Consider the following 26,547-nt stretch of genomic DNA (forward strand, 5'->3'; position numbering starts at 1 on the left):
GGGGCCGCGCCCTCGGGCGCCGCGGGGGCGTCCGGGGGGATCGCCCCCGACAGGAGCAGCGCCAGCAGGACCGGTACGGCCTTGCGGCGCAGGGCCTCGGTGGCCGGGCGCAGCCGGTGGGCACGGTTGGCGGGCAGGGAGAGCGCGAGGCTCCCGGCGGCGTCACCGGTGGCGATCGGGACCGCCGCGCAGACGACCCCGGGCGCGTACTCGCGCAGGTCGAAGACGGGCGCGCCGGGAGCGACCGCGTCCAGGGCGGTGAACAGGGCCCGGCTGTCGGTGATCGTCCGCGGGGTGAGCCGGGCCGGCCGGTGGCGGGCCACGTGGTCGGCGCGCCGGTCGTGGTCGAGCTGGGTCAGCAGGCACTTGCCGACCGCGCTGGCGTGCGCGGCGGCCCGGAAGTCCACCCACTCGCGCACCGGCGGGGCCCCCGGCCCGTCCGCCATCTGCGTGATCCGGACCTCCCCCTCCGCGTAGCGGCTCAGGTACACGGCGGCGCCCGCGCTGTCCCGGGCCAGGGCCAGGGTGCGCTGGAGCTGGCCCGCCAGGCCGTGGCCGCCGGGCGCCGCGAGCCGGTCGAGCGCGGGACCGCGCCCGTACACCCCCGCGCCCGGCCGGTACGCGTACTCCTCCTCGCACAGCATGGACAGCAGCGGGCGGAGCTCCGCCTCGGCCAGCCCGGTCTCCCGCCGCAGCTGCGCGGTCCGCACACCGAGCGGGTGCCGTTCGAGGACCCGTACGACGGCCAGCGCGCGCCGGGCCTCCGCCAGGGCCTCGCCGGCCCCCGCCCGGACGACTGTGCCGCGCGCGGCGGCCGTCAGCGCCGGGTGGCGCAGCGGACCGGCGGCCGGCCGGGAGGCGGCGGGCGCCGTGGCCCCGGCGGACGCGGTCACCATGACGGCGGGCACCGGCGGCGGCCGGAACGCGGCCAGTACCCCCGACAGCCCGGGCATCGGCAGCGGCACCGGGCCCAGATCGGGGTCGTCGAGCTGGTCCACGTACCGCAGGACGGCGGCCTGCGCGCACAGCCGCACCTCACGGAGGTCCCGGCGGCCGCCCGGCCGGAAGCCGCGCCGGCCCAGCTCGCGCGCCCAGTGCCGGGCGTCGTGGTGCTCACCGCGCCGGGAGTGGTCGAGGAAGAGGCAGTAGGCGGCGGCCGTGGTCCGCGCGGTGCCCCAGCCGGCGGCGAACTGCCACCAGAAGAGGGCGCCCTCGCGCAGCCCCGCCAGGTGCAGCACGCAGCCGAACACGGTGGCACCGGCCAGGTCGGTGCGCCCGCCCATGACGAAGGAGTCCAGCTGGGCGACGGCCTTGGGCGCGCACACGGCGGCCAGGCAGGCGGCCTTGAGGTCGCGCCGGGCCCGTTCGGCGTCCAGCGGACAGTCTCGCGTCGGGTCGCTCCACCCGAACGCGGCGCGGCGCCGGGCGCGGTGCCCGGGGACGGGCGTGTGCGGGGTGGCGCGCAGCAGCCGGGCCTCGGCCGCGCCGAGGTCGTAGTGCGGATAGCGGTCGCGGACGCCGGCCCGGGCCAGGAACCGGGCCAGGGCGCGGGGGGTTTCGTCGCCGTCCCGGCCGACCCATGGGTCATGCCGGTTCTGCCGGTCCCGCGGGTCGTGAGGGTCCTGAGGCTCGTTTCGCTTCATGATCCGGCTGATTCCGCGGAGTCGGCGCCGCCGGGACGGCCGGCCGGATCCGCTGACGTGTCGAGCAGGCGGGCGAGCCGCCGGTGGGCCTGGCGGAGGTAGGAGCGGACGGTGGCCTCGTCCACTCCCATCACGGAGGCGGCCTCGCCGGGGGAGCACCGCAGTCCGTACCGCAGGAGTACGGCGTCGCGCTGGCGCTCGGCAAGCCGGGAGACCGCGGAGTAGAAGCGGATGGCGTCGGTCAACACCTCGTACTGATCGGCGCTCGCCTCCTTGAGCGCGGCTTCGAAGGCGCTGATGTCCATCGGCTCCGGCCGCCGCCGCCAGGGGTTGAGCAGGTGCTGCCGGCCGACTATGCATTGTTTGAGGACGGTCCAGGCGTAGGCGTCGAGGCGGTCCATGTGGAGCATCCGGAGCCACTCGCCCATGATCGAGTCGAAGGCGGCGTCCACCGCTTCCTCCGCCGCCGCGTCCGATCCCAGCTGCAGGTACGCGAAACGCATGTACGCGGGCCGCCTGTTGGCGTGGAACGCCCAGTACGAGACGCGCGCAGCCGGATCCCACTGGCTCATGGGCGTCGGCCGTCGCCGTCGGCTCGGCAGTCCCACGGCCCCACCGGACTCCTCCGGTCCGCCATCGCTCACCGTTCCACCTCATCCCGTGTGCGGGGACAGGAAATCAGCGCGGGCGCACTCCGGGGGCGCAGAGGAGAAACCTGGAAATATTACGTTCGGTGATGATCGTGTCGTGATCGGAGTCGATCGCACGGGGGCTCCGTCGGACGACTACGCATATGCCCGTCACCCATCCCTGCAGGTCGCCGCGGCCCCGGCCGCCTGTAGCATGGGCCTTCTATCCGGATCGTCACGTCACGTAGCACCGCACGTACCGCACAAATGAAATGGAGCATCCGAGGATGGCTCGACACCTGGTCACCAGCGCGCTTCCCTACATCAACGGGATCAAGCACCTGGGCAACATGGTCGGGTCGATGCTTCCGGCGGACGTGTACTCCCGGTACCTCCGCCAGCGCGGCCACGACGTCCTGTACATCTGCGCCACCGACGAGCACGGCACCCCCGCCGAGCTCGCCGCCAAGGAGGCCGGCCTCTCGGTCTCCGAGTTCTGCGCGCAGGCCCACGACGCCCAGAAGGCGGTCTACGACGGCTTCGAGCTGTCCTTCGACTACTTCGGCCGCAGCTCCTCCGCGCAGAACCGCGAGATCACCCAGCACTTCGCGCGGGGGCTCCAGGAGAACGGCTTCATCGAGGAGCGCGCGATCCGGCAGGTCTACTCGCCGGTCGACGGCCGCTTCCTGCCGGACCGCTACGTCGAGGGCACCTGTCCGCACTGCGGCTACGACAAGGCCCGCGGCGACCAGTGCGAGAACTGCACCCGCGTCCTGGACCCCACGGACCTGATCGAGCCCCGCTCGGCCATCTCCGGCTCCACCGAGCTGGAGGTCCGCGAGACCAAGCACCTGTTCCTGCTGCAGTCCAAGCTCCAGCACGAGGTCGAGGCCTGGGTCTCCGAGCACGAGGAGGAGTGGCCGCAGCTGGCCTCCTCCATCGCCCGCAAGTGGCTGACCGAGGGCCTGCACGACCGCGCCATCACCCGCGACCTCGACTGGGGCGTCCCGGTCCCGGCCGACACCTGGCCGGAGCTCGCGGCCGAGGGCAAGGTCTTCTACGTGTGGTTCGACGCGCCGATCGAGTACATCGGCTCGACGAAGGAGTGGGCGGACCTGGACCCGGCCGGCCGCGACTACAAGTCGTGGTGGTACGAGGCCGAGGACGTCCGCTACACCCAGTTCATGGCCAAGGACAACGTCCCGTTCCACACGGTGATGTTCCCCGCCACCGAGCTGGCCACCCGCGAGCCGTGGAAGAAGGTCGACTACGTCAAGGCCTTCAACTGGCTGACGTACTACGGCGGCAAGTTCTCCACCTCGCAGAAGCGCGGCGTCTTCACCGACCAGGCGCTGGAGATCCTGCCCGCCGACTTCTGGCGCTACTTCCTCATCGCCAACGCGCCCGAGTCCGACGACTCGTCCTTCACGTGGGAGCACTTCGCCGCCACGGTCAACAAGGACCTCGGCGGCACCCTGGGCAACTTCGTCAACCGCGTGCTCACCTTCTCGCGCAAGAAGTTCGGCGACGAGGTCCCCGCGGGCAGCCCGGCGGGAGAGGCCGAGGCGAAGCTCGGCGAGCAGATCGCCGAGCTGCTGGCCGAGTACGAGGGCCACATGGAGACCCTCCAGTACCGCAAGGCCGCGGCCGCGCTGCGCGCCCTGTGGTCGGCCGGCAACGCGTACCTGGACGAGAAGGCCCCCTGGCTGGAGGTCAAGACCGACCTGGAGGCCGCCGCGCTCACCCTGCGCACCGCGATGAACCTCATCCACCTCTACTCGGTGGTCTCCGAGCCGTTCATCCCGGCCTCGGCGCGCGCCATGCGCTCCTCGTTCGCGCTGGCCGACGACACCGCGACCTGGATCACCCCGGAGCAGGCCAAGGCCCTGGACGCGGTCCCGGCCGGAACCCCGTTCACGGTGCCGCCGGTGCTCTTCGCGCGGGTCACCGAGGAGGACCTGGAGTCCTACCGCGAGCGCTTCGGCGGCTCTCCGGAGGCCTGAGCCCGCGGGTGAGGAACGAGTGACGTACGCGTGAGGGGCGCGGCCTTCCGGGGCCGCGCCCCTCACGCGTACCCGGACGGCCGCTACACCGTCGCGCCCACCGCGACGAACCCGCAGATCAGCACGAAGAGGATGGCGAGCAGCGGCCAGACGAAGCGCAGGTACTTGTCGTAGCCGACCTTGGCCAGGGCCACACCGCCGATGATCACGGCGCTGGTGGGCACCCACAGGTTCATCCAGCCGCTGGCCGACTGCCATGCCGTGACCACCAACGCGCGCGAGACGCCGGCGAAGTCGGCGAGCGGGGCCAGGATCGGCATGGCGAGGGTGGCGTGGCCGGAGGTGGAGGGGATCAGGAAGGCCAACGGCAGGTTGACCAGGAAGACGCTCACCGCGAAGACGCTCGACGAAGTCCCCTCCACCACGCCCTCGATGGAGTGGAGCACGGTGTCCGTGATCCTCGAGTTGTTCATGATGACGGTGACCCCGCGCGCCAGCATGATGACCAGGGCGGGGGAGATGAAGTCGGCCGCGCCCTGGATGATCGTGGAGCTGAGCTTCGCCTCGCCCATCCGCGCCACGAGCCCCACCAGCACCGCCGCCACCAGGAAGAGCGCCGAGAGCTCGGCGAAGGACCAGTCCAGCTCCCAGGCGTAGGGGGCCGCGTCGGCGTCGCCGGTCAGCGCACTGGCCCACGGCACCACCGAGAAGATCATGAAGCCGAAGACCAGGACGACCACGACCAGCACCGCCTTGTGCAGGCGGGTCAGTTCCGGTTCCTCCTCCGCGTTCGCGGCGGCCCGCTGCTCCCGGTCGCCCGGCAGGAAGCCGCACACGGATTTCGCCGGGTCCTTCTGCACGCGCCGCGCGTAGCGGATGACGTAGAGGACCGTCACGGTGGTCAGCACCACCCACATCACGAAGCGCAGCGCGATCCCGTCGCCCAGCGAGATGCCGGCGGCCGAGGAGGCCACACCGGTCGCGAACGGGTTCACGGTGGAGCACAGGACGCCGATCCCCGCGCCCAGGATCGCCGTGCCCACCGCGACCATCCGGTCGTAGCCGAGCGCGAGCATCATCGGCACCAGCAGCCCGTAGAAGCCGAGAGTCTCCTCCGCGAAGCCCTCCACCGTGCCGAGGATCGAGAAGACCACCATCACGGCGGCGATCAGCAGGGCGCCGCGGTCGCGCAGCCGGTGGGCCAGCCGGGCGATGCCGCGGTCGAGGGCGCCGGTGGCGAAGACGACCGTGATGAAGGCGCCGATCGCGAGGACGAAGAGGAAGACGCCCGCGCTGCCGTACAGGTGGCCGGCGAACGTCGGGCCGACCTCGCCCGTCTTCGGGTCCTGGATGCCGTAGAGCCCGTTGACGGGGGCGAGGAACAGGTCCTTCAGGCGCTCGGTGAAGCTCTGCGTCCCGGAGACCCGGTGGTAGGTACCCGAGACGGGCGAGCCGTCGGCATCGCGGTCGTACAGCCCGGCCGGGACGAGGAAGGCCAGCAGCCACACCGCCACGGTGACGATGGCCAGGATCGTCAGCGCGCTCGGGAAGGCGAACCCCTTCGCCGGGGGAGGCGGTTCGGTCTCGGGCGGGGGCTGAGGCGGCGCCGTGCTCACCCGGCGGCTCCCGCCGCCCGGTGGTCCGCCGCGTACTCCCGTACGAAGGCGGCCATCGCCACGACCGTGTTGCGCAGCTCGGAGAGGAGCACGCGCTCGTTGGGGGCGTGCAGGTTGCACATGCTGTCCTGCGCGCCGAACAGCAGCACCTCGGCGCCCGGAGCCGCCTTCGAGAGACCGTTCACCAGGGGGATGGAGCCGCCCGTCGCCACGTACGAGGCCTCCGTGCCCCAGGCCTCCTTGAGCGCGGTGAGCGCCGCGCGGTGCGCGGGACCGCCCGTGCGGGCCTCGAAACCGGGACCGGTGTCGCCCGGGGTGACCTTGAGCGTGACGCCGAACGGGCGCTGCGCGCGCAGGTGGGCGACCAGTGCGGCCCGGGCCTCGATCGGGTCCTGGTGGGGATGGAAGCGCAGGTTCAGCTTGGCCCGGGCGTACGGGACCACCGCCGAGGCGGCGTGCTCCACGGAGGGCGCGTCGAGGCCGATGACGGTGATGGCCGGACCGCTCCAGAGCCGCTCCCCGAGGGAGCCGGTGCCCATGAGGGGGACGTCCTCCAGGACGGCGGCGAGCTCGCGGAACTCCTCCTCGGTGTAGGTGGTTCCGTCCCACGGGTCGCGGCGCAGGACCGGCACGGCCACGTCGCCGTTCGCGTCGTGCAGGGTCGCGAGGGCCCGGAGCAGCACCAGCAGGGCGTCGGGGGCGGCGCCGCCGAACTCCCCGCTGTGGCGCGGCTCGGCGAGGGTGCGCACCTCCACCGTCACCTCGCAGGCCCCGCGCAGACCGGTGGTCAGCGTGGGGGTGCCGGGGCGCAGGTTGCCGAGGTCGGCGATGACCATGGCGTCGCAGGCGAAGCGTCCGGGGTCGGACGGCGGGTAGTCGTCGAAGGCGCTGCCGTACTCTTCCTGCCCCTCGATCACCAGCTTGATCCCGACGGGCGGGCGGCCGCCGTACAGCCGCAGCATGCCGAGGAGGGCGACCACGTTCGACTTGTCGTCGGCTACGCCCCGGGCCCGCAGGCCGCCGGGGACGGGGGTGGGCTCGAACGGCGGGGAGAGCCAGAGGGTGGGGGCGCCGGGCGGCTGGACGTCGTAGTGCGCGTAGAGCAGGACCGTGGGCGCGTCGGGCTCGGGCGGCGGGATCTCGCCGTAGATCACCGGGGCCGTGTCGGGGAGGTCGATCCGTTCGACGGTGGGCACCCCGGCGTCGCGGAGCAGGGAGGCGATCAGGTCGTGCGCCTCCTCCACGGGCTCCGGGTCATAGCCGGGGAAGGCGATGGACGGTATCGCCGTCAGCCGTTCGAGGTCGGCCCGCAGGCCGTCCATCAGGGCATCGGCCCGGGACTCCAGGGATTCCATGCTCCGAGCATGGGGCGGGGCGCGGACGGGTGCCGTGGCGTACTGGTCCGGACGAGTGAGCGAAAACGGGGAAGGGCGGGGGCGTACACCGGCAGGTGCCAGGGGGTGGAAGGCACGGCCTACGCCTCGCACGGTCTCGGGCTGACGGTCACCGGCCCGGTGCTCACGATCGGCTGGAGCGCCGGGTCGGCCGCCAGCAGGCAGTCCTCCAGGAAACCGAGGCAGCGCAGGTGGTAGGAGCGGGCCGCGTATCCCAGGCTGATGTTGTGACCCGCCCCGGGCTGCCGGTCCACGCACAGCCGCGGGACCGCGGACAGCCGTGACCGCAGCTCCGCGAGAGCCTCCGGGTCGTGCCGCCACCAGGTTTCGTGCTCGGCGAAGGTGAAGCGCACGGGCACGCGGACACGGCCCGCGACGTCCTTGAACAGCGTCGGCCAGCGGCCCATGTCCGCCTGCTCCCTGGCCGGGACGGGGGAGATGATCGAGCCGCTGGTGACGAAGGTCGTCGGCGGGTAGAGGTTCAGCGGCCCCCAGCTCCGCCTGCCCCCGCGGGCCGCCTCGGCGCCCGAGGGGGCGTCCGGCGCGTACCGGTGGCCGCAGCCGGACACCTCCACGCCGAGCAGGTCGGGCGTGGCGTGGCCGGCCGCGGTGAGCAGGGCGACCTTCCCGCCGAACGAGTGGGCCAGCAGGAACACCCCCGCACCCGTGCGGAACCGGGAGCGGTAGTCGCGCAGCGCCGCCGCCAGGGTGGCGGCCTGCTCGGTGAGCCCCTGCCCGTCGGGGAGCGGGCCGGCGGACTGCCCGTAGCCGGGCCGGTCGACGGCCAGCACGGTGAAGCCGAGCCGGGCCCCCAGCGCGAGCAGGGAGAGATCGGGCAGGGCCTGGCCGTCGAAGTAGCCGGCGCTCATGCCGGCCCCGTGCACGGCGACCACCGTGGCCCGCGGGGCGCCGTTCCGCGCCTCGCAGAGCAGGGCGGACAGCGCGATGCCCGCGGCGTCCAGGCTGATCCGGCGCACTCCCCGGGACGGGCCGGCGGGTGCGGGGGTCATGGCGCCGTCGCCGTGCGGATCGCGGTGCGGCGGGCGGCCGAGGGGCCGGGCCACCCGGCAGGCCGGGCGGCGGGGCTGAAGAGGTCCGTGTCCACGGGGATCATCCTGTGCTCGGACTTTCGTGTCGTCCGGTTGACGCGCCGGAGGGGCGGCGCCGGGCCCGGAAAGCGGTGCGGTCGGGGCCGGGCCCGGGGAAGCGGTGCGGTCGGGGCCGGCCGGGCGGTGCGGTCGGGGGGCGGGTGGGTGGTGCGGTCGGGGGTCGGGTGGGTGGTGCGGACGTCACGCCGCCGAGGGCGTGCGCCCGTCCCGGCGGCGCCCGGACGGGGATCTCGGGCCGTCTGCCGCGTATCGAACCCCCGCCGTGATCGTTTCTTCAGACGTAACCCCTACATCTGCTGCGGAACTCGGGAGGACGCGCGGTGACCGCTTGGCAGTACTTCGCCGGGGCCGGTCTGGTGGCGGCGCTCTGCCCCCTGCACGGCCATGTGGCGGTCGCGGGCGACGGCGACGGGCGCGGTGCCCGGGTCGACGTGTGCGTACCCGCCGGCAAGCCCGGGCGGCCCGTGGCGCGGCCTTCCGTGACGCCCCCGGTACGGGCACCCCTGCCCGGGACCGACCGGCCGACCGTGCACCATCCGGGGGCGGGCCCCGCTCCGGCGGGGTCGCCCCGGCCGGCCGGCCCGGGGCGACCGGAGCCCGCCGTGCCCGCGGCGAAGGCAGAGCCCGGGGATGCGAAGCCGCGGACACCCGTACCGGAGCCCGGGCCGGCAGCGGGCGACGCCCCGGCGGATCCCGCCGCTCCGGCTCCGGCGAAGGCCGCGGCCGCGCCTGCGAGCGCCTTCCACGTGCGACCGTACCGATCCGTGGCCCTTGAGCGGCGCGGGCCGGGCGGACTGTCCACCGTGATGCTCATGGTGGTCGTCACCACCCCCGCCGTGCTCGCCGCCGCCGCCCTGCGTCCGCGCTCCAAGAGCCGCGGCTGACCGCCGCCGCGGCCGCGCACACCGTCCACCCCATCCATCCCACCCACACCACGGGAGAATCCACGTGTCCGAATGGCTGGTCCTGGCCGTCGCCATGGCACTCGTCTGCGCCCTCGTCCTCGCCATCACCCTGATCCGGCACCGCCGGGCCGCTGCGGACGAGGACACCAGCGAGACCCCCGACGTCATCGAGTACATGACGATGATGGTGGGCGTGGTCTACGCGATCGTGCTGGGCCTGGCCATCGCGGGCGTCTGGGAGGCGCGCGGCGCCGCGGAGGACAGCGTCCGCCGGGAGGCGCAGGCCCTGTACGAGGTCACCCAGCGCGCCGACGTCTACCCGGCCGCCGTCCGAGACCGGATCCGTGGCGAGGTCGACGCGTACGTCACCCACACCGTCTCCGTGGACTGGCCGCGGCTGACCTCCGGCGAGGCGGCCTCCGCCGAGGGTGCCCGGCTGCTGGGCAAGCTGCGCAGCGACGTCACGCACCAGAGCCCGGGCACCGAACTCCAGGCGCAGGCCTACCAGCCGCTGCTGGACCAGATCGCCACCGCCGACGACGCCCGCCACGCGAGGACGCAGAGCTCGGACTCGACGCTGCCGGGCGTGGTGTGGTTCGGGCTCCTGGTGGGCGGGGTGGTCACCGTGGGCCTGATCTTCACCCTGCAGATCAGGCGCTCGGGGCGGGAGCTTTTGCTGGCCGGGCTGTTCAGTGCGCTGATCGTGTTCCTGCTGTTCATGGTGTGGAGCTTCGACGCGCCGTTCGGGCGGGACGGGATCGACTCGGCCGCACCCTTCCAGGACCTGTTCCCGGCGATGGCGATCGCGGCCGGCGGGTGACGGACCGGGCCTTGAGAGGACCGGCCCTTGACGGGGCCGGGCTTTGGCTGGACCGGGCTTCGGCCGGAGCGGGCTCCGGTCGGAGCCGGCTTCAGGAGAGCCCGCTCCCGGAGAGCCCGCTCCCGGAGAGGGCCGCGCGCTGCCGGACCGCCTGCACCACCGGCGAATGCCGTAGGGCGTGCGAGATCCGCAGCAGATCGCGCGGCCCTTCGACCGCGTTCTCCTCGCCGGCCTCGATGACCCGGCCCTCGGGGTCCGCGGCGCGGGCCTGCACGGCGGCCGCGACCATCGCGGCGTCGGCGACGGCGCGAGCGGTCTCCTCGTCGGCCCCTTCCGCGCGGGCGCGCTCGTAGGCCGCGTCGCGCAGCTGCCGGTCGAAGTACGGGCCCAGGTGCAGGAACCCGTCGTGGATGTCCGACTCGCGCTGGATCACCCGCAGTTCGGCCGCGGACCACCAGGCCATGTGCACGGCCGGCGCGTTGCTGGGCGCGGAGATCTGCACCTCCTGCCAGAGCCAGCCGAGCCTGCGGTACGTCGTCCAGATCTCCCAGTTGTCCGACAGCTTCTGGCAGACCAGGGGGAGTACGAATCCGATCGCGCTGACCAGCGCTCCCGCCGAGGCCAGCGGCGGGGCGGCGAACGTGCTGAGGTAGTCGAGGTCGTGGCCGGTCCAGCGGGCGACGACCGCGGTCATCTTGGTCGCGTCGTAACTGAGGTTGAACATGTAGCCCGCGACGATGATCATCAGGCCGACCCGCAGCCAGCCGCGCACCTGGAGCGACCAGCGCCAGCACATGGCGACCATCACCAGCGCGGCCACGTTGTGCGCCACCAGGTAGAGGGCGATCATCTCGCGGATGTACGGGGTGTTCGCGTAGTAGGTGTCCAGATCGCGCAGCCGCTCGACCGGGGCGTCGCCCAGGGCGAAGAGCACGACCAGGAGCACGCTGACGACGCTGTAGCCGAGGATCCACCTCCGCGAGGTGCGGCGGGTCTTCTCGGGCGGGCCGCCCCGCCAGTTGACGACCAGGACCAGGCAGGAGGCGCTGAACCCGGTGATCAGGGAGTACACCAACGGCGCCGAGACGTTCGGCACCCCGGTCCAGCGGTTGACCGCCTCGATGGTGGGCGGGGCGGCGAAGGCGAACACGGCCGCCGCCAGTGTCAGCAGGGCCACTACCGAACGCAGCAGCGGATCACGCCAGTTGTGGCGTAGGGCCGGCAGCTTGAAAGCGAGCGCCACCGCCATCGCGATCGCCGGTATGTAGTAGTCCTGGCCGTTCAACGGTCGTTCCTGTGCCCCCGGTAGCCGAGCGAGGCCTCGATCCGGCCCGCCAGGTGGTCGCGTTGTGCCGGGGCCCGGTGGCTCGACGATCCGGCCAGCCAGGTACGGCACCGGCTGCCCAGCAGCAGGCCGAAGGTCTCGGCCTCGGTCTCCTCCCGGACGTCGGCGCGCGTGCGCGCGGCGACGCTGCGGACCGTTTCGCCGATGTCGGCACCGTCGGACAGCAGCCGGGCGGCGACGGCGGCGCCGTCGACGTGGTGACTGCAGTGACCGGCCTTCATGTGCCACAGCTCGTGCCCGAGGATCACCAACTGGTGGTCGGGTGCGGTGCGTTCCTCGACGACCACGAGATCACGGTCCGCCATGTCGAGCCACAGGCCGCTGGCCGTCCCCGGCGGGAACGCGGCCATCCGGAACTCCACCGGGCGGCCCCGGTGCTTGCTCATGCCCTCGCACAGGGCGGCGTAGAGGTCCACGGGTTCCACGGGAGCGGTCAGCCGGATGCCGGCCACCAGCTCCCCGCACAACCGCCGCTGCTCTCTGCCTATGCTCACCGTTCTCCCCGTCGGAATGGATCCGGATCAGGACTCAAGGATCAGACCCAGACTCTCGACTGGGTCAGGATTCATTCGGTTTGACGCTCTCGAGGAGCATGTCCAGCCATTCGGTGACCTTGTCCCGGTGCTTGTCGCTGGGCAATTGTGCGGCGCGCCAGGCAATGCCCCGTACGCCGTGGTTCTGGAGGAGTCTTGCCAGGGGATCGCCCGTCGATGCGGCCGCGGCAGGTACGGTTTCCCGCGCCCGGCCGGCGAAGTCCTGGAGCAGTTGCTGCTCCGTCCGCTGCAGCGCGTCGGTGAGGGCGTCGGCGTCGTGGGCGGTGAGGAACCCGGCGTGCACGCCGAAGAAGCGCTGGATGGCGTCACAGTGCTCCATGGTGGGCCGCCGGTCGCCGTTGATCAGGGCGCCCGCCTGCTGCCGGGACATGCCGGCGCCGTCGGCGATCTCCTGCTGGGTGTAGCGGCGGCCGTTGGGCTTGACCCGGGTGCGCCGGAGCAGGTCGAGACGCTGGAGGAAGCGGGCCTGCAGATCGGGTTCGCCGGCCGGCCTGCCGTCGAGCAGGGTCCTGACCACGTCCGTGGGCACGCCGGAAGCCTCGGAGAGGCGTCGCAGGTCGAAGACCTGGCTCCGGTCGCGGCCCATCTTGGCTGCGAGTTCGGCAACGCGCGCGACGGTGGCTGCCAGGGGTGCGTGGGCCACCGCGACGGGAGCCGGGAAGCCGTCTGTCACCAGTGGTTCTCCTAGATCGCGCGAAGTCGGTTCGGACACGTGGTCGGCTTCTGGAATCTAGCCGTTCCGGCCTCGAAGGGCTAGAACGTGCCACAGCTGTGGCGGGAATGAGCTGTCAAGAGGCTGGAATTGCCACAATAGTTGACACTCGAATGAAGTCGGTAGCAGGATCGCCACACGGAAATGAAGATCCAGACCGTGAGGGAGGGGGAGCTCTCGGTGCCACATCTCGCAGCGGTGGGCCCGTCCGATGGCCTCGCCCGAGCCGGTGAAGAGCGCCTGGCGGCCGATGAGTCCGCACGCGGCGCCGTACGGGCGGAGCGACGCAAGGAGATTTTGCGCCAGCGCCGTGAGGAACTGGGCCTGAGCCAGGAGGACCTCGCCGCCCGTCTGCGCATCAGCGTGCGTGCGTACGGGAACTGGGAACGCGGCCTGGTCAAGGAGTGGACGGACCGCAAACTGCTCGCCCTGGCCGAGGCCCTGGAGATGAGCGAGCGGCAGTGCTTCTGGCTGTTCCGCGTCATGGTCGACCGCGATCCGCCGCCCACGTGGCGGGCCGCCGAGGACAACCGCCTGCCCCAGGACCCGGCGCAGCGCGACTACCTGTGCGACTACGCCGCCCTCATGGAGGCCGTGCCCTATCCGAGCTTCCTGGTGGACCACCGCTGGGACGTAGCGCTCACCAATTCGGCCTTCGACCAGCTCTTCCAGTCCGTACGGCCGCATCCGACGGCCCTGCCCGACGACAACTTCCTGCGCTTCGTGCTGTTCCACCCGGACGCGGCGGGCGTACTGGAGGACCACGAGCCGGCCTGGTGCGTACCGCTGCTCGCGCAGCTCGCCACCGCGCTGGCCGAGGCGCCGGAGGACGAGGGGCTGAGCAGCATCCGCCAGGAGGTGGCCCGCGACCCGTTCATGGAGGCGGCCTACCGCTACGGGGTGCCGCACTGGCTGAGCAAGCGCGGGGCCGAGGCCGCCGAGCAGGACGGGGCGGTGCGCACCGTGCGCCACCCCGACCCGAGGTGGGGCCTCGTGCGCTGCCGGATGGTGGCCGAATCCAGCCGGATGCTGGAGGCGATGGGGCTGACCCGGATCACCCTGATCCTCTCGGCGCCGCAGGGAGGCTCCCTCGGTCCCGTCCATGGCGGCGGGCTCGTGCACCAGCAGGGCGCCCGACTGCGCGCCGTGCCGCCGCTGGGGGAGTGACCGGGCGGGGGAGACTGGTGTCCGGAAGGTCGCGTGCCACGGAACCGCTCGCGGGATCCGGTGTCGTGTCACCGACCGTGGCACCGGACCCCGGCTGCGGCCGGGGGCTGCCGGGCCGCGGGTGCGGCCACGGCAAGGACCAGGGCTTCGGCGAAGGGCGGTAAGGGCGTGCGGCTGACGATCCTCGGTGGGGGCGGTTTCCGTGTACCGCTCGTCTACGGGGCCCTGCTCGGCGACCACGCCGAGGGCCGGGTGTCCCATGTGACGCTGTACGACGAGGATCCGGCGCGGCTCGCCGCCATGGCCTGCGTCCTCGCCGACCAGGCCGCGGCCGCCGGGGTGCCCGACGCCCCCGCCGTCACGGCCACGCGCGATCTCGACGAGGCCCTGCGCGGGGCCGACTTCGTCTTCTCCGCCATCCGCGTCGGCGGCCTGGACGGCCGCGCGGCCGACGAGCGGATCGCCCTGGCCGAGGGAGTGCTGGGCCAGGAGACGGTGGGCGCGGGCGGGATCGCGTACGGCCTGCGGACCGTGCCCGTGGCCCGCGAGATCGCCCGCAGGATCGCCCGTACCGCCCCCGAGGCGTGGGTCATCAACTTCACCAATCCGGCCGGGCTGGTCACCGAGGCGATGGCCGAGGAGCTCGGCGCGCGGGTGATCGGCATCTGCGATTCCCCCGTGGGCCTCGGGCGGCGCATCGCCCGGCTGCTCGGCGCCCGGCCGCAGGAGGCCTGGATCGACTACGTCGGCCTCAACCACCTGGGCTGGGTGCGCGGGCTGCGGATCGGCGGCCGCGACGAACTGCCCCGGCTGCTGGCCGACACCGAGGCGCTGGAGTCCTTCGAGGAGGGCCGGCTCTTCGGGGCCGATTGGCTGCGCTCGCTCGGCGCGATCCCGAACGAGTACCTGCACTACTACTACTTCAACCGTGACACGGTACGGACCTACCAGGAGGCCAAGCAGACCCGCGGGGCCTTCCTGCGGGACCAGCAGCGCGGCTTCTACGCCGAGGCCGGCCGGGCCGGGCTGCCCGCCGGGGCCGCCCTCGCCGCCTGGGACCGGACCCGGGCCGAGCGCGAAGCCACGTACATGGCCGAGAACCGCGAGGCGGCCGGTGTCGGCGAGCGCGACGAGAGCGACCTGGAGTCGGGCGGCTACGAGAAGGTCGCGCTCGCCCTGATGCGGGCCATCGCACGCGACGAGCGGGCCACCCTGATCCTGAACGTCCCCAACGGCTCCACCCTGCGCGTCCTCGACGCCGAAGCGGTCATCGAGGTGCCCTGCCTGGTCGACGCGAACGGGGCCCATCCGGTGGGCGTCGGGCAACTGCCGCTGCACGCGGTGGGGCTGGTGACGGCGGTCAAGGCGGTCGAGCGGGAGGTCCTGGCGGCCGCGGCGAGCGGCTCGCGGGCCGATGCGGTGAAGGCCTTCGCGCTGCACCCGCTGGTGGACTCGGTGGGGGTGGCCCGACGGCTGCTGGACGGCTACGCGGCGGCCCATCCCGGCCTGGCCCACCTGCGCTGATACCGCACTCCCGCCGCCCGTTCGGCCGTACGCCGCATGCGTGCGGCCGGGTGCGCTGTGAGAGTGCGAGATGTGACCACAGCCCCCGCAGCGACCTCGGCGTCCCCCGCCCTCGACCGGCGGCGGCGCAACGTCATCTTCGGCACGATCATGCTGGGGGTGCTCCTGGCCGCGCTGGACCAGACGATCGTGGGCACCGCCCTGCCCACGATCGTGGCGGATCTCGGCGGCGCGGCCCACATGTCGTGGGTGGTCACCTCCTACCTGCTCGCCGAGACCGTGGCGACGGTGCTGGTCGGCAAGTTCGGCGACCTCTTCGGCCGGAAACTGATCTTCCAGATCTCCGCGATCGTCTTCATCACCGGCTCCTTCCTCTGCGGCCTCGCGAGCAACATGACCCTGCTCATCGTGTGGCGGGGCTTGCAGGGCATCGGAGCGGGCGGCCTCATGGTCACCTCGATGGCACTGATCGCGGACGTGGTCCCGCTGCGCGAAAGAGGCAAGTACCAGGGCGCGATCGGCGCGGTCTTCGGCGTCGCGACCGTGATCGGCCCGTTGCTGGGCGGCTTCTTCACCGACCACCTGAGCTGGCGCTGGTGCTTCTACGTCAACGTTCCGATCGCCATCCTGGTGGTCGTGGCGGCGGCCCGGACGATCCCCACCATGCGGGCGTCGGGCCGGCCGGTGATCGACTACCTGGGTATCGCGCTCGTCACCGCCGGTGCCAGTGCGCTGATCCTGGCCACGAGCCTGGGCGGGAACGAGCTGGCGTGGAGTTCCCCGACGATCATCGGCCTGTTCGCAGGCGGGGTCGTGGCCCTGGTGCTCTTCTGCCTGGTCGAGGCCCGGGCCGCGGAGCCGATGCTGCCGATGCGGCTGTTCCGCAATCCCGTCTTCGCGGTCTGTTCGGTGCTCAGCTTCGTGGTGGGCTTCGCGATGCTGGGCGCGATGACCTTCCTGCCGACCTATCTGCAGTACGTGGACGGGGATTCGGCCACGGTCTCGGGCGTCCGGACGCTGCCGCTGGTCATCGGCCTGCTGATCTGCTCCGTCTTCAGCGGCAACGTGACCAGCAAGACGGGGCGGTACCGGATCTTCCCGATCGTGGGCAGCGCCGTGATGGCTCTCGGCCTCTACCTGCTCTCCCTGATGGGACCGGGCACCAACGCCTGGCTGGAATCGCTGTACATGTTCGTCCTCGGCGCCGGCATCGGCCTGTGCATGCAGGTCCTGACGATCGCCGTGCAGAACACCGTCGACTACGCCGACCTGGGCACGGCCACGTCCGGCGTCACCTTCTTCCGTACGCTCGGCAGCAGCTTCGGGACCGCGGTGTTCGGCACGATCTACGCCAACAGCCTGGAGCCCGCGCTGGTGGCGGGCGTGGCGGAGGCGGCCCGGGCCACCGGCGGCGATCCGGCGCAGCTGGGCAAGGCGGCCATGAGCCCGGAAGGGGTGCACGGGCTCGATCCGGCGGCCGCCGGTCCGATCATCGACGCGTACGCGCACGCCCTGCACACGGTGTTCCTGTGGACGGTGCCGGTGGCGCTGGTCGGCTTCGTGGTGTCCCTCTTCCTCAAGCAGGTCCGGCTGCGCGACACCGCCCGGGCCGCCTCCACGGACATGGGCGACGGCTTCGGCTCGCCGGCCACGGCCTCGGGGGACTCGGCCAAGCTGCTGGAGCTGGCGGTCGGCAAGCTGGTGCGGAACATGGGGCCGGAGGAGGCGCGCGCGATCGTCGACGCCTCCGACACACGGCTGGACATGGCGGGCGCGTGGGCCGTGATGCAGGTGGACCTGATGACCCGGACGGTCGGCCACGCCAGCCTGGGGCTGATCGCGGGGCGGCGCTCCCTGCCTCCGGAGGTGCTGCTGCCGGTCTTCGAGCGGATGGTCGACGAGGGGTACCTGACGCGGCAGAACGGATTCTTCTCGCACACCCCGGCCGGGGAGCGGGAGGCCGGGGTCATCTCGGCGGCGTGGGCGGAGTGGCTGAAGGACCGGCTGGAGCAGGACCGGGGCCGGCCGCGGAGCGCCGAACTGCGGGTGGCGGCGGACGCGATCGCGAAGCGGCTGCTGGCGGAGGACCTGGGTGAGGGGAACTTCGCGCCGAGGGTGGTCATGCGGGGGTAGTCGGCGGGGGCCGGTGGGCGGGGTCTGTCCGGCGGCGGTCGTCGGTCGGCGGTCGTCGGGCGGTGTTCGTCGGGCGGCGGTCGTCGGGCGGCGGTCGGCGGTCGGCGGTCGTCTGGCGGTGTTCGTCGGGCGCGCGTGATCGGGCGCCGGTCGTGGGGCGCCGGCCGTCGGGGGCCGACCATCGCATGCTGGGCATCGGGCGGGGAGCATCGCGCGGGGGAGCTTCGCGTGTGGGCGGTCGGCATCGGAGGTCGTACGGAGGCGGTCGCGCGCGGATCGTGGCCCGGTGGGGCTCAGCCGGCTTCGTCCACCGTGGCGGTCGGATAGTCGTACGAGGGTGCGTGCGGCAGCGCTTCGAGGTCCGGGCGCCAGGTGCGGAGCACGCCCGCCGACGGTGCGTAGAGGGCGGCGGGGATCGACTCCGGGGCGAACCACTCCCACCGGGCGATCTTGTGCGGCTCCGTGACGGCGGGTACGCCCGTCGCCGTGGTGGTGACCGCGGCCGCGGTCAGCCGGGTCACCCCGGACTTCGCGTCGATCCGGACGCCGAGCACCCGGATCCCCTCGGGCTCCACCCGCAGGTCCGTCTCCTCGGCCAACTCCCGGGCGGCCGCCTGCTCGAACCCCTCTCCCGGGTCGACCTTGCCGCCGGGCAGCTCCCAGCGGCCGTCGTGCGCCCGGCCCAGCAGCACCCGGCCGTCCGGGGCCACGACGACGAGCCCGACGCCGACGACGCCGTTGGGCCGGGGCGCGGCGCGCTCGGGGCGCTCGGGCTGCTCGGGCTGCTCGGGGTGCCGGTCGGTGGCGGTGGTGTTCATCGGCGTCCTTCCGGTGGTGTGGTGGGCCGGGCCCGCACGTGCATCCTCTCGCCCTGCGGGCCGAAGAGGCTCAGGAACTCGGCGGGGCGCGGCCCCGCGTTGAAGAAGGCATGGGGCGTGCGCGTGTCGAACTCGGCGGCCTCTCCGGCGCCGAGCACCAGATCGTGCTCGCCGAGGAGCAGCCGTACCTGCCCGGACAGCACGTACAGCCACTCGTAGCCCTCGTGGACCTTCAGCTCGGGCTCGGGGTCGACCGTCGGGCTCCCGGCGGGCGGCAGGATCGTCTTGTAGGCGTGCAGACCGCCGAAATCGCGGGTCAGCGGCACATAGGTCCGGCCGTGGCGGACGAAGGGCCGCGGCCGGATCCGGGGGTCCCCGGTCTCCGGGGCGCCCACCAGCTCGTCGAGTGCCACCCGGTGCGCCCGGGCGAGCGGGAGCAGTAGCTCCAGCGTCGGCCGGCGCTGCCCCGACTCCAGCCGGGAGAGGGTGGAAAGCGAGATTCCGGTGGCCTCGCTGAGCTGCGCCAGCGTGGTGCCGCGCTGCCGGCGCAGGGCGCGCAGCCGCGGGCCGACGGCGGTCAGCACGCCTGCGATTTCCTTGTCCTGCTCCTCGCCGTGCTCCTCGGTGGCCATGGATCCATTTGCCACTTCGGCAAGTACGTTTGTCAAATGTGCATGGCCGGGCGGACGCTCACCGGCATGGACGACGCAGAGGAAACGATGGACACCTTGTTCGACGTGGTGGTCGTGGGCGGCGGGGCCGCCGGGCTCGCCGGAGCCCTGACCCTGGTCCGGGCCCGCCGCTCGGTCCTGGTCGTCGACTCCGGCAGCCCGCGCAATTCCCCCGCCGCGCACATGCACGGATACCTCGGCCACGACGGTCGCGGCCCGGCGGAGCTGCTGGAACGGGGCCGGGCGGAGGTGGCCGGCTACGGCGGGCTGATCCGGCGGGGTACGGCCATCGCCGCGGACCGGCTGCCGGGCGGGGGATTCCTGGTGCGCTGCGGTGACGGTTCCTCGGTCCGGGCGCGGCGGCTGCTGGTCACCACCGGGCTGGTGGACGAGCTGCCCGAGGTGCCGGGTCTCGCGGAGCGCTGGGGGCGGGACGTGCTGCACTGCCCGTACTGCCACGGCTGGGAGGTCCGGGACGCACCGGTCGCGGTACTGGCCGGGGGCCCCGTCTCCGTGCACCAGGCGCAGTTGTGGCGGCAGTGGAGCGACCGTACGACGCTGCTGGCGCACACCTGGGAGCCCGCCGAGGAGGACCGGGAGCTGCTGGCCGCCCTCGGGGTCGCGGTGGTCGAGGGGGAGGTGACCGGACTCGCGGTCGACGCGGACGACCGGCTCGCCGGGGTGACCCTGGCGGGCGGGGGAACGGTCGAGTGCCGGGCACTGGTGGTGGCCCCGCGGTTCACCGCCCGCTCCGGGGTGCTGACCGGACTGGGACTGCCGCTGACCTCCCTGGAGCGGGACGGCCAGGTGATCGGCACCTGCGTGGAGTCGGCCGCGGCGACCGGGGCCACCGCACTTCCCGGGGTCTGGGTGGCGGGGAACGTGACGGCCCCGATGGCACAGGTCGCGGGCGCCGCCGCGCAGGGCGTGCAGGCGGCCGTCGCCATCAACGCGGACCTGATCGAGGAGGAGGGGCGCCGGGCCGTGGAGGCGTACCGGGCGGGCGGCTGATCCCGCGGACATCCGACCCTCGGACGACTGTGCGAGTTTCGGCCAGGTTCCGTTCGCGCAGGCTCTGGGCGGTCTGATCGTCGTACGTTCTTCGGCTCAGGGGGCGCAATGGCACATGTGCTGGTCATCGGCGGAGGAGTCGGAGGCCTGGCCGCCGCCCTGCTCACGGCACGGCACGGACACACCGTGGAACTGTTCGAGCGCGACACCAGGGCCCCGGGCACCGCGCTCGACCGCGACTTCTTCGGCTGGCACCGCCCGTCCGTACCACAGGCGAACCAGCCGCACGCCCTCCTCGGCGCCGCGCGCGGAGTCCTGCGCGAGGAACTGCCCGATGTCCACGAGGAGCTGCTCCGGCTCGGCGCGCGCGAGCGGCACGAGCTGGACTGGTTCGACGTACGTCCCCCCGCGCGCCCCGGCGACGAGGACCTCGTCATGATCCAGGCCCGGCGGATCCTGCTGGAGAGCGCGCTGGCCACGGCCCTGCGGGGGGGAAGCGGGCGCCGTCTCGCGGTACGGGGAGCCGGTCACCGGGCTGATCACGGCCCCGGGGATCAGGGTGACGGGGGTGACGACCGGCGAAGGGAGCCACGAGGGGGACCTCGTGGTGGACGCGGGAGGCCGCCGGGGCGGCACCGAGCGGTGGCTCGCCGCGGCCGGCTGCCGCCCGGCCGCCGTGGAACGGCACCGCACCGGACTGGCGTACTTCTGCCGCTGGTACCGGCTGCCCGAGGGCATGGAGGAGGGTCCGCGCCGACCCTGGGCGGTGGCCGGCGGGGCCTTCGCCGGGTGCGCCGTCTTCCCCGCCGACAACCGGGTGTTCGCGGTCACGCTCTTCGTGCACACCACCGACACCACGCGCTCGGCACTGCGCGATCCCGCGATCTTCGAGGGCGCGGCCCGGTCCTTCGCGCCCGGCGAGGCCTGGCTGGCGCTGGGCGCGCAGCCGCTGTCGGAGGTACTGGCGACCGCGAGCCTGGACAACCGGTGGAGCCCGCTCGCCGACGAGCGGGGCCCGGTGGTGAGCGGGCTCGTACCGGTGGGGGACGCCATCACGCACACCAACCCGACCCTCGGGCAGGGCACTTCGCTCGCGCTGTGGGCGGCGCGCCGAGTGGCCCGTACGGCGCACCAGGACCCGGGATCGGAGCGGTACGCCGCAGACCACCACGACTGGGCGGTGCGCACGCTGAAGCCCTGGTTCGACTTCCAGGTGGTCGCGGACTCGGCCATCGGGGAGCGGTTCGCGACCCGGGCCGTGCGATCCGGGACGCCGCGGGAGGTGGCGGCGCTGTTCGAGTGCGCGCTGGAGGACCCGGAGGTGATGCGGGCCCGGGCGAGGGTGCGGCACCTGGCCGAGCCGCCGGCGCGCGCGTACGCGGATCCGGAGATCCGGGCGCGGGTGGCGCGCTGGCTGGAGGCACGCCCGGACTACGGGCCGAAGCCGGCGGGGCCGGACCGGGAGGAGTGGGAGAAGCTGACGAGGGGCTGAGCGCGGTCCGGTCCGGACCGGACCGGGTCCAGACGGGCCGGACCGCGGCTTTCGGATCAGACCGGATCGGCGGATCCGGCGGTCCCGCCTGTCCCGATGGTCCCGCCTGTCCTGGTGGTCCCGCCCGTCCCGATGGTTCCGCCCGTTCCGGTGGTTCACGGCCAAGCGGCCTCGCGGCCGGCCTCGATGAGGCCGACCATCCGGAACGCGGCGTCGGTGAGGCCGCCGAAGGTGTGGCGGTGCGGGCCCGCAGGGCCGTGGGCGGGCTGGTATCCCGCGAGGTTCCACGTGTAGACCGGGATGCCGGCCGGGACCGGTTCGGCTGGCCCGCCGCGGCGGCCGGGTACGGCCGCGGCCTGCTCGTCGGTGACGATCAGGACCCGGTCGTGCTCCCGGTAATGCTTCCGCACCGCGGTCGTGGTCTCCGTGCCGCCGAGACTGTGGAACCGTTTCAGCACGTCGAGCACCGGCTCGCCCCGCTCGAACGGCACCGGTCGGCTGCCCCAGCCGAACTCCACCAGATCCGCCTGGTCGGCTCGCATGGCCAGCGCGGTGCCGAACACGGCCGCCGCGTCCGCCCGGGTCAGCTTGGACCGTTCGGAGACGGTGTCCCAGAACATGGAGTCGGACCGGTCCACGAGGATCAGGGTCCGGCCGGGCAGGGAGGGCACGTTGGCCAGGGAGTGGCCCAGCGCCCGTTCCAGCGCCACGGCCCAGCGCTGCGACGGCGCGTGTTGGTGGGCGGCCAGGTAGCGAAAGGGGAACTGCCGGGACCGGGCGACCTCGGAGGCGTCCGAAAGGCGTGCGGCGACGCGAGCGGCGACTTCGTCCGAGACCCCCGCCTCGTCGAAGTGCGCAGGTTCCGCAGGAGCGCCATCGGCCCCATCGTGGGGATCACGGCTTCCCAGACGGCGGCGTCCATCGGTCCGTGGAGCCAGCCCGCCAGGGCCTCCCACGTCATGCCCGCCGCGGCCAGGAGCTCGGAGCCGCCCGGCCCCGTCACCATCGCCCGCCGCTCGTCCGCGGCCGACGCCATCAGAGCCCGGTGGGCGGTCAGCAGGCGGTCCGAGGCGGGTGGAACCGCCGTCTCCGGGTGGTGGCGGCGGTCCAGGGCGTACCGGAAGAGCGCGCCCTGCCAGGGCTTGTCCGGGTCGGGGGAGGCGTGCACCAGGTTGAGCACGTCACCGAAGCGGAAGGCCTTGGACGCCGTGTCGTACTTGAGCAGGGACCGGGACGTGTAGAGCCGGCGCACGGCGTCGGCGACGCCCCGCTTCACGGGCGTCGGCACCTTCCGCCCGTACGCCGAAATCCAGTGGGCGAGCAGCTCGCCGGGTTCGTCGGCGCGCTGGAGCACCGAGTCGATCACGGACCGGTTGGACGGCCCTCCGGACGCTCCGGCGTCGAGCCGGGCCCGTACGTACACGGCGGCGCCCACCAGGGACGCGGTGCGCATGTTGCCCTCGCCGCGAAGCCAGCGGAGCAGGCCGGCCGTCCACACGGGGTCCTGGACGGCGAGTTCGGCGACGAGGCGGGAGTACCGGTCGTCGCGCTCCTGGCCGCTCTCGTAGAAGGTCCGCTGGGAGACGAAGTTGCCGACCGCGAGGAGGAAGAGCTCCTCGCGCGGCTCCCGGACGAAGCCCGGGCCGCCGTGATGGGTGCGGAAGTCCGGCCAGGCCGGCCGGTGGTGGAGCGCTGGAGCGGGCAGGGAGCGTGCGGCCGCCGAGATGTGCGGCGCCACGAGCATCTCGGACCAGACCTTGGAGACGCGCGGGGTGTGACGAGGCAGTGAATCCCCCCGGATTCAAGGGACGGGACGCCCCGGACGAAGCGTCCGACGGGGCGAAGGAGCGCCCGCGCCCACCGAGATCAAAAGGGGCTGCGGCGTCACTTGGTTGTCAGAAGGAAGTAGCCGCAGCCGGGCGCATCGGAGGCGCGGTCGCGCTGAGAACCTACAAGGCCGCCGGACCGCGCACCACCGATTAACCGCGGGCCCGCGGTCCGCCGCTTGCGGCTCGACCGGCTTGCGGCTCGACCGGCTTGCGGCTCGACCCGCCTGCGGCGGGCCGAGCCGTCGGTGCGCCGGCTCAGCGGAACAGCACGGACGCGTCCCCGGCCGGTGTGGTGACCGAGCCCGGGCACAGGAAGCTGCCCGAGGTCTTGGCGGCGGTGAAGGCGCGGTTGACGTACTTTCGGGTCACCCCGTCGCGGTCCCACACGATGTTCGTCGCCTTGTAGCGGCAGGAGATGAAGCTCTGCCGGCCGGTGATGTCGATCAGGTCGGTCCGCGCCGTGCCGGCCGCGTCGTCGAACGTGAAGGCGGGGTTGTTGTTGAGGGTGGCGGCGATGCCGCCGCCACAGGCCAGATTTCCTCCCGGCGCGTTGACGGTGGTGCGGTCGATGGTGAGGGCGGCCGGGGCGGCCGCGCTGGTACTCGCGTTGGTCCAAGTGCAGGTGCTGCCGGCGACCACGATGACGCCGTCGGCCTTCAGATCGGCGGCCGAACCGCGTGCGAGGGCGGTGCCGGTACCGGCCAGGGCCGCCGTGACCGCCAGCGTCGCGATCCCGGCCATTCCGGTGATGCGCGATAAGCGGGTCCTGTGCGTGAAGTGCCTCATGGTTCGCTCCTCCATGCCGTACTGGTGGGGGTGGGCGAGGCGGTGGGCCTCTCAGAGGGTGCGGAGTGCGTGCCGGGAGCGTCCCACAGTGACCATGAACTGTCAGGAGCATGTCAGGCGTCAGAGTGGATTGGCTGGAATTACCACCCGGTACGGAATGGGGGTGGTTCGGACGGTGCGGCCCGGGCGGGATCCGGAGGGGAGGCCTCAGGTGGACGCCGGGTCCGGGCCGAGTCCGAGCACCTCCGCCAGGTCGTAGCCGACGACCTCCTCCAACTGGGCGTACGTACAGCCCTCCGGCACCCGGTCGGGCCGCCACCGGCGGAACTGGGCCGTGTGCCGGAAGCGGTCCCCCTCCATGTGGTCGTAGGCCACCTCGACGACCCGCTCAGGGCGCAGCGGCACCCAGGACAGGTCCTTCTTGCCGGTCCAGCGGCTCGTCGCGCCGGGCAGCCGGGCGCTCTCGTGCGCGGACTCCTCGGCCCAGGCGGCCCAGGGGTGGCCGGTCGGGTCCTCCAGCCGCAGGGGTTCGAGCTCGTCGACCAGTTCGGCGCGGCGCTTCATCGAGAAGGCCGCGCACACGCCCACGTGCTGGAGCGCGCCGTGGCTGTCGTACAACCCCAACAGCAGCGATCCGACAATCGGACCGCTCTTGTGGAAGCGGAAACCCGCGACGACGGCGTCGGCGGTACGTTCGTGCTTGATCTTGAACATGAGGCGGGCATCGGGCCGGTAGGGGAGGTCGAGCGGTTTGGCGATCACTCCGTCGAGCCCGGCGCCTTCGAACCGCTCGAACCATTCCTGCGCGAGCGCGGGGTCGGTGGTCGCGGGCGCGAGATGAACGGGGGGCCTGGCGGTGGAGAGGGAGCGGACGAGGGCGTCACGGCGCTCGGTGAGCGGGGTGTCGAGGAGCGCCTGGTCGTCGAGGGCGAGCAGGTCGAAGGCGACGAAGGCGGCGGGGGTCGTCTCGGCGAGGAGCTTAACGCGGGAGGCGGCGGGATGGATCCGCTCCGTCAGCCGGTCGAAGTCGAGACGTCCGTCGTGGATGATCACGATCTCGCCGTCCATGACGCACCGGTCGGGCAGATTGGCCTTCAGTGCCGCCGCCAGCTCCGGGAAGTACCTGGTCAGGGATTTGCCCGTGCGGCTGCCGATCTCGATCTCATCGCCGTCGCGATGGACGATCGCCCGGAAGCCGTCCCACTTGGCCTCGTACTGCATGCCCGGCGGGATCCTGGCCACGGACTTGGCGAGCATCGGTTTCACGGGGGGCATCACCGGCAGATCCATGTTGTCGATTCTGCGGCGGTACATCCGCATGCGCCCGGTATGCGCGACCGGCCGGGCCCGCCTAACGTGGCCCACATGGGTGCTGCCGGTAACGCGATCGAGCTGGAGGCGGGCGGCCGTACGGTCCGTCTGTCCAACCCGGACAAGGTGTACTTCCCGGAGCGGGGCCTCACCAAGAGGAACGTCGCCGAGTACTACTTGTCGGTCGCGGAGGGCATCACGCGCGCCCTGCGCGACAGGCCCACGACCTTGGAGCGGTACCCGGACGGGGTGGAGGGGGAGTCCTTCTTCCAGAAGCGCGCCCCGAAGAACCTCCCCGACTGGATCCCGACCGCTCACATCGCCTTCCCCAGCGGGCGCACGGCGGACGAGATCTGCCCCACCGAGCCCGCGGCCGTCCTGTGGGCCGCCAATCTGGGCTGTCTCACCTTCCACCCCTGGCCGGTACGGCGCGAGGACACCGACCGCCCCGACGAGCTGCGCATCGACCTGGACCCGCAGCCGGGCACCGACTACCACCACGCGGTGGCGGCCGCCCACGAACTGCGGGCCCTGCTCGAGGAACTGGGCCTGCGCGGCTGGCCCAAGACCTCCGGTGGTCGGGGCCTGCACGTCTTCGTGCCCATCGCCCCGCGCTGGACCTTCACGGAGGTCCGCCGCTGTGCGATCGCCATCGGCCGGGAGCTGGAACGCCGGATGCCGGGCAAGGTCACGACGGCGTGGTGGAAGGAGGAGCGCGGCGAGCGGATCTTCTTCGACTACAACCAGACGGCCCGCGACCGCACGATCGCCTCCGCCTACTCGGTCCGCCCCCGGCCACACGCCCCGGTGTCGGCGCCGCTGCGCTGGGACGAAGTGGACGACGTGGAGCCGCGCGACTTCGACATCGTGACCATGCCGGTCCGCTTCGCCGAAGTGGGCGACCTGCACGCGGACATGGACGACCACGCGTTCACGCTGGACGCCGCGCTGGAACTCGCCTCCCGTGACGAACACGAACACGGCCTGGGCGACATGCCGTACCCGCCGGACTACCCGAAAATGCCGGGCGAACCCAAACGCGTCCAACCGAGCCGCGCCAAACACGAGTCCTGAC

20 protein-coding genes and 3 pseudogenes are annotated in these 26,547 nt (G+C 72.9%); 10 read left to right on the plus strand and 13 right to left on the minus strand.

Annotation, left to right across the window (positions count from 1 at the left end):
- Positions 1–50: 50 nt before the first annotated feature.
- Positions 51–770 (minus strand): annotated as a pseudogene (locus ACIQ5Y_RS26310) (IclR family transcriptional regulator); the annotation flags it as partial.
- A gap of 869 nt (positions 771–1,639) precedes the next feature.
- Positions 1,640–2,215 (minus strand): sigma factor-like helix-turn-helix DNA-binding protein, encoded by a 576-nt coding sequence (locus ACIQ5Y_RS26315; RefSeq protein WP_403885229.1) that lies wholly within the window; start codon positions 2,213–2,215, stop codon positions 1,640–1,642.
- Positions 2,216–2,559: 344 nt separating this feature from the next.
- Here ACIQ5Y_RS26315 and metG point away from each other — a divergent pair, with 344 nt between their 5' ends.
- Complete coding sequence (gene metG, locus ACIQ5Y_RS26320) at positions 2,560–4,275, plus strand: methionine--tRNA ligase (protein WP_403885232.1); 1,716 nt, start codon at positions 2,560–2,562, stop codon at positions 4,273–4,275.
- An 83-nt stretch (positions 4,276–4,358) separates the two neighbouring features.
- Here the strand turns inward: metG and ACIQ5Y_RS26325 are convergent, their stop codons facing one another.
- From ACIQ5Y_RS26325 to ACIQ5Y_RS26335, 3 genes are all read right to left on the minus strand, one after another.
- Positions 4,359–5,891 (minus strand): YfcC family protein, encoded by a 1,533-nt coding sequence (locus ACIQ5Y_RS26325; protein ID WP_403885235.1) that lies wholly within the window; start codon positions 5,889–5,891, stop codon positions 4,359–4,361.
- A complete protein-coding gene (locus tag ACIQ5Y_RS26330; protein WP_403885238.1) occupies positions 5,888–7,246 on the minus strand; it encodes a M20/M25/M40 family metallo-hydrolase in 1,359 nt (452 codons plus the stop codon). The genes ACIQ5Y_RS26325 and ACIQ5Y_RS26330 overlap by 4 nt, the downstream gene beginning before the upstream one ends.
- 119 nt (positions 7,247–7,365) lie before the next feature.
- Entirely contained in the window at positions 7,366–8,295 is a 930-nt protein-coding gene (locus ACIQ5Y_RS26335) for an alpha/beta hydrolase (protein WP_403885241.1), read from the minus strand.
- A gap of 419 nt (positions 8,296–8,714) precedes the next feature.
- Here ACIQ5Y_RS26335 and ACIQ5Y_RS26340 point away from each other — a divergent pair, with 419 nt between their 5' ends.
- Positions 8,715–9,278, plus strand: a complete 564-nt coding sequence (locus ACIQ5Y_RS26340) for a hypothetical protein (RefSeq protein ID WP_403885244.1) — start codon at positions 8,715–8,717, stop codon at positions 9,276–9,278.
- A 64-nt stretch (positions 9,279–9,342) separates the two neighbouring features.
- Positions 9,343–10,119 (plus strand): hypothetical protein, encoded by a 777-nt coding sequence (locus ACIQ5Y_RS26345; protein ID WP_403885247.1) that lies wholly within the window; start codon positions 9,343–9,345, stop codon positions 10,117–10,119.
- A 91-nt stretch (positions 10,120–10,210) separates the two neighbouring features.
- Here the strand turns inward: ACIQ5Y_RS26345 and ACIQ5Y_RS26350 are convergent, their stop codons facing one another.
- The 3 genes from ACIQ5Y_RS26350 to ACIQ5Y_RS26360 all read right to left on the minus strand — a co-directional run bounded on the left by ACIQ5Y_RS26350 (position 10,211) and on the right by ACIQ5Y_RS26360 (position 12,691).
- Entirely contained in the window at positions 10,211–11,404 is a 1,194-nt protein-coding gene (locus tag ACIQ5Y_RS26350; RefSeq protein WP_403885250.1) for an MAB_1171c family putative transporter, read from the minus strand.
- A complete protein-coding gene (locus tag ACIQ5Y_RS26355; protein WP_403885253.1) occupies positions 11,401–11,958 on the minus strand; it encodes a toxin-antitoxin system, toxin component in 558 nt (185 codons plus the stop codon). The genes ACIQ5Y_RS26350 and ACIQ5Y_RS26355 overlap by 4 nt, the downstream gene beginning before the upstream one ends.
- Positions 11,959–12,022: 64 nt before the next feature.
- Complete coding sequence (locus tag ACIQ5Y_RS26360) at positions 12,023–12,691, minus strand: helix-turn-helix domain-containing protein (protein ID WP_403885256.1); 669 nt, start codon at positions 12,689–12,691, stop codon at positions 12,023–12,025.
- A 219-nt stretch (positions 12,692–12,910) separates the two neighbouring features.
- Between ACIQ5Y_RS26360 and ACIQ5Y_RS26365 the strand changes: the two genes are divergently transcribed.
- The 3 genes from ACIQ5Y_RS26365 to ACIQ5Y_RS26375 all read left to right on the plus strand — a co-directional run bounded on the left by ACIQ5Y_RS26365 (position 12,911) and on the right by ACIQ5Y_RS26375 (position 17,554).
- The gene (locus ACIQ5Y_RS26365; protein ID WP_403885258.1) at positions 12,911–13,897 is read left to right on the plus strand and encodes a helix-turn-helix domain-containing protein; all 987 of its coding nucleotides are present in this window, start codon (positions 12,911–12,913) and stop codon (positions 13,895–13,897) included.
- A 168-nt stretch (positions 13,898–14,065) separates the two neighbouring features.
- Positions 14,066–15,421: a 6-phospho-beta-glucosidase gene (locus ACIQ5Y_RS26370; protein ID WP_403885261.1), complete on the plus strand. Its 1,356-nt coding sequence runs from the start codon at positions 14,066–14,068 to the stop codon at positions 15,419–15,421.
- 36 nt (positions 15,422–15,457) lie between these two features.
- Positions 15,458–17,554 (plus strand): MDR family MFS transporter, encoded by a 2,097-nt coding sequence (locus ACIQ5Y_RS26375; RefSeq protein ID WP_403885264.1) that lies wholly within the window; start codon positions 15,458–15,460, stop codon positions 17,552–17,554.
- Between the two features lie 293 nt (positions 17,555–17,847).
- On the opposite strand, the gene ACIQ5Y_RS26380 is transcribed toward ACIQ5Y_RS26375, so the two are convergent.
- Positions 17,848–18,372, minus strand: coding sequence for an NUDIX hydrolase (locus ACIQ5Y_RS26380; RefSeq protein ID WP_403885267.1), 525 nt, complete (start codon positions 18,370–18,372; stop codon positions 17,848–17,850).
- On the minus strand, positions 18,369–19,004 hold the full coding sequence (locus ACIQ5Y_RS26385) for a helix-turn-helix domain-containing protein (protein WP_403885270.1): 636 nt from the start codon (positions 19,002–19,004) through the stop codon (positions 18,369–18,371). The genes ACIQ5Y_RS26380 and ACIQ5Y_RS26385 overlap by 4 nt, the downstream gene beginning before the upstream one ends.
- A 66-nt stretch (positions 19,005–19,070) precedes the next feature.
- Between ACIQ5Y_RS26385 and ACIQ5Y_RS26390 the strand changes: the two genes are divergently transcribed.
- The 3 genes and pseudogenes from ACIQ5Y_RS26390 (at position 19,071) to ACIQ5Y_RS26400 (ending at position 21,546) form a co-directional block, all read left to right on the plus strand.
- Positions 19,071–20,054 carry an NAD(P)/FAD-dependent oxidoreductase gene (locus tag ACIQ5Y_RS26390; RefSeq protein WP_403885273.1) on the plus strand — a complete coding sequence of 328 codons (984 nt, stop codon included), beginning with the start codon at positions 19,071–19,073 and terminating at the stop codon, positions 20,052–20,054.
- 108 nt (positions 20,055–20,162) lie between these two features.
- A pseudogene (locus tag ACIQ5Y_RS26395) lies at positions 20,163–20,240 on the plus strand (FAD-binding protein); the annotation flags it as partial.
- Positions 20,241–20,622: 382 nt separating this feature from the next.
- Entirely contained in the window at positions 20,623–21,546 is a 924-nt protein-coding gene (locus ACIQ5Y_RS26400; protein WP_403885276.1) for a hypothetical protein, read from the plus strand.
- 155 nt (positions 21,547–21,701) lie between these two features.
- On the opposite strand, the pseudogene ACIQ5Y_RS26405 reads toward ACIQ5Y_RS26400, so the two are convergent.
- From ACIQ5Y_RS26405 to ACIQ5Y_RS26415, 3 genes and pseudogenes are all read right to left on the minus strand, one after another.
- Positions 21,702–23,290: pseudogene (locus ACIQ5Y_RS26405) on the minus strand (TROVE domain-containing protein).
- A 340-nt stretch (positions 23,291–23,630) separates the two neighbouring features.
- Positions 23,631–24,161 carry a hypothetical protein gene (locus ACIQ5Y_RS26410; protein ID WP_403885279.1) on the minus strand — a complete coding sequence of 177 codons (531 nt, stop codon included), beginning with the start codon at positions 24,159–24,161 and terminating at the stop codon, positions 23,631–23,633.
- Positions 24,162–24,368: 207 nt separating this feature from the next.
- A complete protein-coding gene (locus tag ACIQ5Y_RS26415; protein ID WP_403885281.1) occupies positions 24,369–25,451 on the minus strand; it encodes an ATP-dependent DNA ligase in 1,083 nt (360 codons plus the stop codon).
- Between the two features lie 75 nt (positions 25,452–25,526).
- Here ACIQ5Y_RS26415 and ligD point away from each other — a divergent pair, with 75 nt between their 5' ends.
- On the plus strand, positions 25,527–26,546 hold the full coding sequence (ligD, locus tag ACIQ5Y_RS26420) for a non-homologous end-joining DNA ligase (protein WP_403885284.1): 1,020 nt from the start codon (positions 25,527–25,529) through the stop codon (positions 26,544–26,546).
- The last annotated feature ends 1 nt before the right edge of the window (position 26,547 follow it).

It is taken from the genome of Streptomyces sp. NPDC096339, from assembly GCF_044762985.1.
In the GTDB taxonomy this organism is placed as follows: domain Bacteria; phylum Actinomycetota; class Actinomycetes; order Streptomycetales; family Streptomycetaceae; genus Streptomyces.

Excerpts from the sequence above, each read along its gene's own strand:
- ACIQ5Y_RS26315 (WP_403885229.1), bottom strand. The coding sequence starts at position 2,215 with ATGAGCCAGTGGGATCCGGCTGCGCGCGTCTCGTACTGGGCGTTCCAC.
- metG (WP_403885232.1), top strand. The coding sequence starts at position 2,560 with ATGGCTCGACACCTGGTCACCAGCGCGCTTCCCTACATCAACGGGATC.
- ACIQ5Y_RS26330 (WP_403885238.1), bottom strand. The coding sequence starts at position 7,246 with ATGGAATCCCTGGAGTCCCGGGCCGATGCCCTGATGGACGGCCTGCGG.
- ACIQ5Y_RS26335 (WP_403885241.1), bottom strand. The coding sequence starts at position 8,295 with ATGACCCCCGCACCCGCCGGCCCGTCCCGGGGAGTGCGCCGGATCAGC.
- ACIQ5Y_RS26375 (WP_403885264.1), top strand. The coding sequence starts at position 15,458 with ATGCGTGCGGCCGGGTGCGCTGTGAGAGTGCGAGATGTGACCACAGCC.
- ACIQ5Y_RS26380 (WP_403885267.1), bottom strand. The coding sequence starts at position 18,372 with ATGAACACCACCGCCACCGACCGGCACCCCGAGCAGCCCGAGCAGCCC.
- ACIQ5Y_RS26385 (WP_403885270.1), bottom strand. The coding sequence starts at position 19,004 with ATGGCCACCGAGGAGCACGGCGAGGAGCAGGACAAGGAAATCGCAGGC.
- ACIQ5Y_RS26390 (WP_403885273.1), top strand. The coding sequence starts at position 19,071 with ATGGACGACGCAGAGGAAACGATGGACACCTTGTTCGACGTGGTGGTC.
- ACIQ5Y_RS26410 (WP_403885279.1), bottom strand. The coding sequence starts at position 24,161 with ATGAGGCACTTCACGCACAGGACCCGCTTATCGCGCATCACCGGAATG.
- ACIQ5Y_RS26415 (WP_403885281.1), bottom strand. The coding sequence starts at position 25,451 with ATGGATCTGCCGGTGATGCCCCCCGTGAAACCGATGCTCGCCAAGTCC.
- ligD (WP_403885284.1), top strand. The coding sequence starts at position 25,527 with ATGGGTGCTGCCGGTAACGCGATCGAGCTGGAGGCGGGCGGCCGTACG.